The 7,650-nt window shown below is 72.9% G+C and carries 9 protein-coding genes; 6 read left to right on the top strand and 3 right to left on the bottom strand.

Annotation, left to right across the window (positions count from 1 at the left end; genetic code table 11):
• Positions 1-162: 162 nt before the first annotated feature.
• A complete protein-coding gene (locus ACTWQH_RS20330; RefSeq protein ID WP_443288061.1) occupies positions 163-1,032 on the top strand; it encodes a metallophosphoesterase family protein in 870 nt (289 codons plus the stop codon).
• Between the two features lie 69 nt (positions 1,033-1,101).
• Here the strand turns inward: ACTWQH_RS20330 and ACTWQH_RS20325 are convergent, their stop codons facing one another.
• The 3 genes from ACTWQH_RS20325 to ACTWQH_RS20315 are packed head-to-tail and all read right to left on the bottom strand — an operon-like array spanning position 1,102 to position 3,215.
• On the bottom strand, positions 1,102-1,980 hold the full coding sequence (locus ACTWQH_RS20325) for an ArsR/SmtB family transcription factor (RefSeq protein WP_443288060.1): 879 nt from the start codon (positions 1,978-1,980) through the stop codon (positions 1,102-1,104).
• Positions 1,981-1,998: 18 nt separating this feature from the next.
• Complete coding sequence (locus ACTWQH_RS20320) at positions 1,999-2,949, bottom strand: ATP-binding cassette domain-containing protein (RefSeq protein WP_443288059.1); 951 nt, start codon at positions 2,947-2,949, stop codon at positions 1,999-2,001.
• Positions 2,950-2,993: 44 nt separating this feature from the next.
• The gene (locus ACTWQH_RS20315) at positions 2,994-3,215 is read right to left on the bottom strand and encodes an MbtH family protein (protein WP_443288058.1); all 222 of its coding nucleotides are present in this window, start codon (positions 3,213-3,215) and stop codon (positions 2,994-2,996) included.
• 182 nt (positions 3,216-3,397) lie between these two features.
• Here ACTWQH_RS20315 and ACTWQH_RS20310 point away from each other — a divergent pair, with 182 nt between their 5' ends.
• Genes ACTWQH_RS20310 through ACTWQH_RS20290 form a run of 5 tightly spaced genes read left to right on the top strand, consistent with a single transcriptional unit; the run spans position 3,398 to position 7,608 of the window.
• Entirely contained in the window at positions 3,398-3,655 is a 258-nt protein-coding gene (locus tag ACTWQH_RS20310; RefSeq protein WP_443288057.1) for an acyl carrier protein, read from the top strand.
• Positions 3,656-3,683: 28 nt separating this feature from the next.
• Positions 3,684-4,940 carry a beta-ketoacyl-[acyl-carrier-protein] synthase family protein gene (locus ACTWQH_RS20305; RefSeq protein ID WP_443288056.1) on the top strand — a complete coding sequence of 419 codons (1,257 nt, stop codon included), beginning with the start codon at positions 3,684-3,686 and terminating at the stop codon, positions 4,938-4,940.
• On the top strand, positions 4,937-6,091 hold the full coding sequence (locus ACTWQH_RS20300; protein WP_443288055.1) for a beta-ketoacyl synthase N-terminal-like domain-containing protein: 1,155 nt from the start codon (positions 4,937-4,939) through the stop codon (positions 6,089-6,091). The genes ACTWQH_RS20305 and ACTWQH_RS20300 overlap by 4 nt, the downstream gene beginning before the upstream one ends.
• A gap of 2 nt (positions 6,092-6,093) precedes the next feature.
• A complete protein-coding gene (gene fabG / locus ACTWQH_RS20295) occupies positions 6,094-6,858 on the top strand; it encodes a 3-oxoacyl-[acyl-carrier-protein] reductase (RefSeq protein WP_443288054.1) in 765 nt (254 codons plus the stop codon).
• A gap of 30 nt (positions 6,859-6,888) precedes the next feature.
• A complete protein-coding gene (locus tag ACTWQH_RS20290; RefSeq protein WP_443288053.1) occupies positions 6,889-7,608 on the top strand; it encodes a 2-hydroxychromene-2-carboxylate isomerase in 720 nt (239 codons plus the stop codon).
• Positions 7,609-7,650: the final 42 nt, after the last annotated feature.

The following is a 7,650-nucleotide window of genomic DNA, read 5'->3' as shown; positions in this document are numbered from 1 at the left end:
CCCCCCCCCCCCCCCCCCCCCCCCCACCACGGTACGACGGCCTCACCCGTGTTCGGTGCCCCAGGCGACCGCCCGCGCACGGCTCCGTAGCTTTCCCCATGGCCTTACCGACGCCGAACTGGAAGGCTTGCCCTCAGTGACAGCCGTGAGGGAGGACGGGCGATGAAGGTCGCGTTCTTTGGCGACGTCCACGGGTGCGTGCTGCACGCGCTGGGGGCGGCGGTGATGCTGCAGCACCGCCGTTCGATACAGCTCGACGCCGTCATCCAGGTGGGGGACCTGGGCGCCTTCCCCTCGCCCGAGCGGTGGGATGAAGCCAGCCACCGCTTCGCGGCGAACAGCCCAGCACAGGGCGACTTCTTCCGGCTGCTCCATCCCTCGCCGCCCCTGGCCGACGCCGTGCGACGCACCCTTGGGCAAATCCCGGGCTTTCTCTTCGTCAGCGGCAACCACGAGGACCACGACTGGCTGGCCACGCTGCACCGGACAGCTGCCGCCGCCGTGACGCCGGTCGACCCGCTGGGTGCCTACCACCACGTCGCCTGCGGACACGTCCTCACGATCGCCGGCCTGCGCATGGCCTTCCTCGGCCGGGTCGAATCGGATCGCATGGACCTCGACCCGGAAGCGTACGCCCAGTTGCTCGCCGCCGAACCCGGCAGCGTGGACGTCCTGGTCACCCACGACGGCCCCTACGGCATGTCCCACCGGCGCGGGACCACCCAGGGCTCGGCCAAGCTGTCCAGGCTCATCGAACGCCTGCAGCCGCGCCTCCATGTCAGCGGCCACTACCACCACCAGAACGGCCCCCGCCGCTACGGGCCGACGGTCTCCCACGCCCTCGCCCAACTGGTGCGCCCCAAGGCCCACCAGAAAACCTCCGAGCCGATCAATCCCCGGCAGCAGGTCACGGCCGGGAGCATCGGCCTGCTCGACACCGAGACATACGACTTCGAGTACATCCACGACCCCTGGCTCGCCGACATCCACGGCGACGACCTCGGCCTCGCCGACCTTGTCGCCGCTGTCTGACCTCCCGGCTGCACAGCTCCGCTCGGCGTGGCCGTCCTCGGCATGCCCCCGCGCCGTCCGGCGACGCCCTCAGCCGGCCCGGCTGGTCGCGGGCGTGCCCGTCAGCAGCGCCATGCCCAGCGGGGTGAGGGAGTGCAGCACGGTGTTGCGCACCCGCCGCGTCGTGATCAGCCCCGTCTGGCGCAGCACCGCCGTGTGCTGGCTGGCGCCGGCCGCCGAGATGCCCAGCTCGCTGGCGAGCTGGCTGGTCGTGCGGCTCGTGCGCAGCACGCTCAGCGCCGCGGCCCGCGTCTGGCCGACGAGGGCGCCCAGTGAGCGCGCCGTGTCGGCGGGCTCGTCCCACAGGCTCGCCGCCTGGTGGACGTCGGGCGGTGCCGCGAACGCCAGCACCACCGGGCCGCCGCCCGCCGGGTTCCGGGTCACGCGGCCCGGCCGGTGGCCCAGGAAGACCGAGGGGGCCAGGACGAGGCCGCGCCCGTCCAGCCGCAGGTCCTCCTCGGGCGCGCCGGGGATGTGCAGTACACCCGCCCGCCAGGTGATCTTCGAGTGCAGGGTGTCCAGCAGCAGCTCGGCGCCCCCGGCCATCGCCATCCGGCCGCGTGCGTCGCACTCGGCCTCCAGGTAGGCGCGGATGCGGTCCCAGTAGGGCGCGACCGCCGTCCGCCACAGCCGCGACAGGTACCCGGAGGTGCGGATGTCCGCCACGCCCTGGTCGACCTGCTCGATCAGCCGCAGCATGGCGTCCAGGTCGGGGGTGTCGCCGCCGCCCGGCAGCGGGATCGGCCGCCGGGCCAGCGCCTCGTCCACCCTGGCGCGCCAGCGCGCGAACGCCGGCGCGACGCCGCGGCCCATCAGCCCGTAGGCGAACGCCGTCTCGGTCAGCGGGCCCGCGGTCGTCTTCAGCCGGACCCGGGCGACGTCGGCGGCGGTGAAGTGGATCCTCTGCATTGCGAGCCTCCGAGGGGTTCAGGCCGAGGCCGCGCCGGTGAGCGTCACGAAGACGTCGTCGAGCGTCGGCCGGCGCAGCGCGAAGTCGGCGACCTCCACGCCCTCTTCGCGCAGGGCGAGGGCGGCGGACGCGATGCCGTCCATGCCGTCGCGCAGCGCGACGGAGATGACCGAGGCCGGGGCGTCCACGGTCGGCTCGTCCCCGGTCACCCGGCGCAGCGCCGTGACCGCGGCCGCGATGGCGGCCTCGTCGCCGCGGCGCGCCACCGACACCTCCAGCCGCTCGTCGCCGACCTTCCGCTTCAGCTCGTCCGGGGTGCCGTCGGCGATGACGTGGCCGGAGTCGATGACGGTGACGCGGTCGGCGAGGTAGTCGGCCTCCTCCAGGTACTGCGTGGTCAGCAGCACGGTCATGCCGTCGGCGACGAGCTCGCGGACCACGGTCCACAGGGACATGCGGCTGACGGGGTCAAGGCCGGTGGTCGGCTCGTCGAGGAAGAGGACGGCGGGCTGCGCCACGAGGCAGGCGGCCAGGTCCAGCCGCCGCCGCATGCCGCCGGAGTAGGTGCGCACCGGGCGGTCGGCGGCGCCGGTCAGGTCGAACCGCTCCAGGAGCTGGTGCGCCCGCTGCCGCGCCGCGCGCCGCCCGAGGTGGAGCAGCGTCCCGATGAGCACCAGGTTCTCGCGGCCGGTGAGGTGCTGGTCGACGGCGGCGTACTGGCCGGCCAGGCCGATGCGGCGGCGTACCTCGCGCGGCTGGCGCACCACGTCGAACCCGGCCACCTCGGCGTGCCCGCCGTCGGGCTCCAGCAGCGTCGTCAGGACGCGCACGGTGGTCGTCTTGCCCGCGCCGTTCGGGCCGAGCAGGCCGAGGACCGTGCCGGCGGGCACGGCGAGATCGACGCCCGAGAGCGCCTGGTGGTGCTCGTAGCGCTTGCGCAGTCCTTCTGCCCGAATCGCCATGCCCATGAGGTCTTCTCCTGTCGTCGCGGCTGTCGTCGCGGACCGGGGCGTCAGGCCGCGGAGGCCGCGTCGGCCTCGCGCAGGGAGCGGGGCCGCATGTCCGTCCAGTGCTCCTCGACATACGCCAGCGCGGCCTCGCGCGGGCTCTCGCCGAGGGCGACGGCCCAGCCGTCGGGGCGCTCGGCGAAGGCGGGCCACAGCGAGTGCTGGCCCTCGTCGTTCACGAGCACGAGGAAGCTTCCGTCCTGGTCCTCAAAGGGGTTGGTCGACACGTCGCACTCTCCGTCGTCGTCGCGGTCGTCGTGGTGCGGTCACCATCCACACGGCCACTGACACGGAGCTGACAGCGCCGGCGTCAGCCCCCCGTCAGCGGCTCATAAGGCGGCGGTCAGGGCCCGGGTCCACCGTCCTCGCATCGCTTCACCGCTACCGCCGAACCGAGAGGAACGACCACGTGGACACCGAAGCCCGGGCCCAGATCAAGGAGATCGTCTGCGATGTCCTGGAGATCGAGCCAGACGAGATGACCGACACCAGCCGCTTCAAGGAGGACCACGAGGCGGACTCGATGGGCGCCATCGAGATCCTTTCGCAACTGGAACGCGCCTTCGGCATCGACATCGACCAGGCCGAGCTGGCCCGGATGGTCAACCTGGACGGCGTCGTGACCGTCGTCCGGGAGGCCACCGAGGCCAGAGCGGCAGCGGCCTGAGCACCGGCCGCGACGACGACGGGAGCGCATGGTGGACGGAAACGCGGACGACAACACGCAGCAGCGGCACCGCCGCGTGGTGATCACCGGCCTCGGCACGATCACCAGCATCGGCCTCGGCGTCTCGGCCTTCCTCGACGGCCTGCGCAGCGGGCGCAGCGGGGTGAAGCCGATCGGCGCCTTCGACACCACGGGATTCGCCTACGCCAACGGCTGCGAGGTGGACGACTTCGACCCCGCCCAGTGGATACACCACGTCGACCCGGCCGAGCTGGGGCGCGCCACCCAGTTCTCCGTCGCCGCGGCCTGGATGGCCGTCGAGGACGCGGGACTCGGCCTTGCCGAGCTGAGGCGGGCCAGGGCGTTGATCTCGGTGGGAACGACCGACGCCGAGTCCCGCGACCTCGACGGGCTCACCGCCACCCAGCTCGACGAGGGCCCCGGGCGCTGGCCGGCCCACGTGGTACGCCGCGCGCAGGCCGGGCGGCTCTCCTCGGGCATCGTGCGGGAGCTGGGCCTGACGAACGTCGAGGCGATGACCCTGCCCACCGCGTGCGCGGCGGGCAACTACGCCATCGGCAGCGCCTTCGACGCGATCCGCTACGGCGACGTCGACTTCGCCCTCGCGGGCGGGGCCGACGCGGTCTGCCGCAAGACCTTCTCCGGGTTCTACCGGATGGGCACCATCGCGCCCGAGGTCTGCCAGCCGTTCGACAAGGACCGCAAGGGCATCCTCACCGGAGAGGGCGCCGGCATCCTGCTGATGGAGAGCCTGGACTCGGCAAGGGCGCGCGGCGCCCGGGTCTACGCCGAGGTGCTGGGCTACGGACTCAACTGCGACGCGCACCACCCCGTGGCGCCCGACCAGGACAGCCTGGCGCGCTGCATGGAGCTGGCGCACGCCAACGCCGGGGTCAAGCCGGAGGAGATCGACTTCATCTCCGCGCACGGCACCGGCACCCACGCCAACGACGTGACCGAGGCCGGAGCCATCCGGCAGGTCTTCGAGGAGCCCCCGCCCACCATCTCCATCAAGTCGATGATCGGGCACTCCATGGGGGCGGCCAGCGCCCTGGGATCGGCCGCCTGCGCGCTGGCCATCACCGAGGGATTCATCCCGCCGACCATCAACCACCGCGAGACCGACCCGGAGTGCGGCCTGGACTGCGTACCCAACCAGGCCCGCCCGGCCGAGCTGAACGTCGTCCAGAACAACGCGCTCGCCTTCGCGGGCAACAACGCCGTGCTGGTCCTCGGCCGGTACGGGGAGGGTGAGCAGCCATGACCGACCTGGTCGTTTCCGCATGGTCCGCGGTCTCCGCCTACGGCGTCGGCAACGAGCCGTTCCGCGACGGGATCACCGCCGGGCGCAGCGCCGTCGCCCCCCTGGACCCCGACGCCCACCCGGGCCCCTTCGCCTCCGGCGGCGTCGTGCCGGACTTCTCCGCCCGCACGCACGTCGGCAAGAAGGGCACCCGGACCATGGACCGCGTGACGGCGATCGCCGTCACCGCCGTGGGCCGCCTGATCGCCGACTGCCAGGACGAACTGGCCGAGCGGCCCGACCAGATGGGACTGGTGCTGGGCACCGGCTCCGGCAGCGTGCAGAGCATCATGGACTTCACCAAGGGCTCGCTGACCGGCGAACGCCCCTACCACGTCGAGGCGGCCCGCTTCCCGAACACCGTGATGAACCGGGCCGCCGGGCAGAGCGCCATCTGGCACGGCATCAAGGGACCCAACACCACCGTGGCGGGCGGCGCGCTGACCGGGCTGCTGGCCCTCAGCTACGCCGTGCGCCTGCACCGCGGCGGCCACTGCACCCGCGTGATGTGCGGCGCCGCCGAGGAGTTCACCACCCAGCGCGCCCTCCTGGAGTGGCACGGCCGCGACGCCGACCACACCGCCGAGGCGCCGCTCGGCGAGGGCAGCGCCGTCTTCCTGATGGAGACCGCCGAGCAGGCCGCCGCCGGGGGCCGAAGGCCGCTGGCGCGGGTGCTCACCACCCGCTTCTGCGGCTTCCACGACCCCGGCGGGGCGCGCGAGGCGCTAGCCGACTGCGTGCGCGAGGCGCTGAACGCCGCGCACGTCCGGCCCTCGGACGTGCGGCTCGTGGCCCCCGGCCTGGGCGGCGGCCGCCGGCTCGCCGAGCAGGAGGAGGCCGCCATCGGCGAGGCCCTCGGCCTGCCGGACCCGGCGGACCCCGAGCGGATCGAGTGGGTCCGCATCGGCCCGCTCGTCGGCGACGCCTCCGCGGCCGCCACCAGCCTCCAGCTCGCGGCGGTCCTCGCCACGGCCGGCGAGGAGGGCCTGGCCCCCGGCGAGGTGGCGCTGGTCACCGGCGTCGAACGCGACGGCATGGTCGGCTGCGCCGTGCTCGGCGGCGACTGGCCCTGGCCGCCGCCGCCCGCCGTACCCACCACCGAGGAGGAGTGACCATGTCCGAAGCCTCAGCACCGCGGGACACCGGCCGGCGCGTCGCCCTGGTGACCGGCGGCTCGCGCGGCATCGGCCGCCACGTCGTCCTCCGCCTCGCCGAGGACGGCTACGACGTGGCGTTCTGCTACCAGTCGAACAAGCTGGCCGCCGAGGCGGTGGCCGAGGAGGCCCAGGCCGCCGGCGCGCGGGTGCACGCCGTGCGGACCGACGTGTCCAGCCACGACGCCATGCGCGCCTTCGTCAAGGACACCGAGAGGGAACTCGGCCCGCTGGACACCGTGGTCTCCTGCGCGGGCATCGTCCGCGACAACCCGCTGGTGATGCTCAGCCCCGACGACTGGGACGAGGTGCTCCGGGTCAACCTGGACGGCACCTACAACCTCTGCAAGGCCGCCGTCTTCGCCATGATGAAGCGCCGCCAGGGCTCCGTCATCACCCTCTCCTCGGTCGCCGGTGTCTACGGCAACGCCACCCAGACGAACTACTCGGCGACGAAGGCCGGGATCATCGGCTTCACCAAGTCGCTGGCGAAGGAGTGCGGCGCCTACGGCATCCGCGTCAACGCCGTCGCGCCCGGCTTCATCGTCACCGACATGATCTCCGGCCTCTCCGACGAGCACGTCCAGCAGATGACCGGCCGCATCCCCCTGGGCCGGTTCGGCCGCCCGGCGGAGGTCGCCCACGTGGTGTCCTTCCTCGCCTCCGACCACGCCTCGTACATCACCGGACAGGTCTTCGGTGTCGACGGCGGCCTCGTCACGTAGCTCGTCACCAGAAGGAGAAACCCCGCCATCATGCCCAGGAACACGAAGAACAAGAACGCCACGCCCAGGTTCTACTTCTCGCTGCGCAGCCCGTACTCCTGGCTGGCCTACCGCGAGCTGATGATCCACCACCGCGAGCTGGCCTCCCGCCTGGAGTGGCGGCTCTTCTACGAGCCGGACGCGGCGAGCGCCGCGCAGCTGGAGGAGCGGGGCGGCAGGTTCGTGTACACGGAGATGTCGCGGGAGAAGAACCGTTACATCCTCCAGGACGTGGGCCGCCTCACCAAGGCCAGGGGCATCGCCGTCGCCTGGCCGGTCGACAGGAATCCGGTGTGGGAGATCCCCCACCTGGCCTGGCTCGTCGCCGAACGGCAGGGCCTGGGCCACGACTACATCGACGCCGTCTACCGCGCCCGCTTCGGCCAGGGCCGCAACATCTGCGACCGCGCCACCATCGCGGACATCGGCCGGGAGCTGGGCATCGACCCGGACCGGCTGGCAGGCGCCGCCGACGATCCCGAGCTGCGCGCCGAGGGCGTACGCCACCTTGTGGAGTGCGGTCGCGACGGCGTCTTCGGCGTCCCGTTCCTCGTCCACGGGTTCACGCGCTTCTGGGGCCTGGACCGCCTCGACGCGTTCATCGACCACGTGCGGTCCATGGAGACGCCCGCCGCCTCGATTCCCGAACCGCTCGCCGCCGTGGGCGTGGGGACGACCACCGACGGCGGCCACGCGGGCGGCTGCGGCTGACTCGTCAGTTCGCTGTCAGCACACTCACCGAGCATCAACTGA

This window comes from Streptomyces sp. 6N223 (assembly GCF_052246635.1).
Classification (GTDB): Bacteria; Actinomycetota; Actinomycetes; order Streptomycetales; family Streptomycetaceae; genus Streptomyces.
The sequence above is the reverse complement of the archived record's forward strand: the minus strand, read 5'-3'. Positions and strand labels throughout refer to the sequence as shown.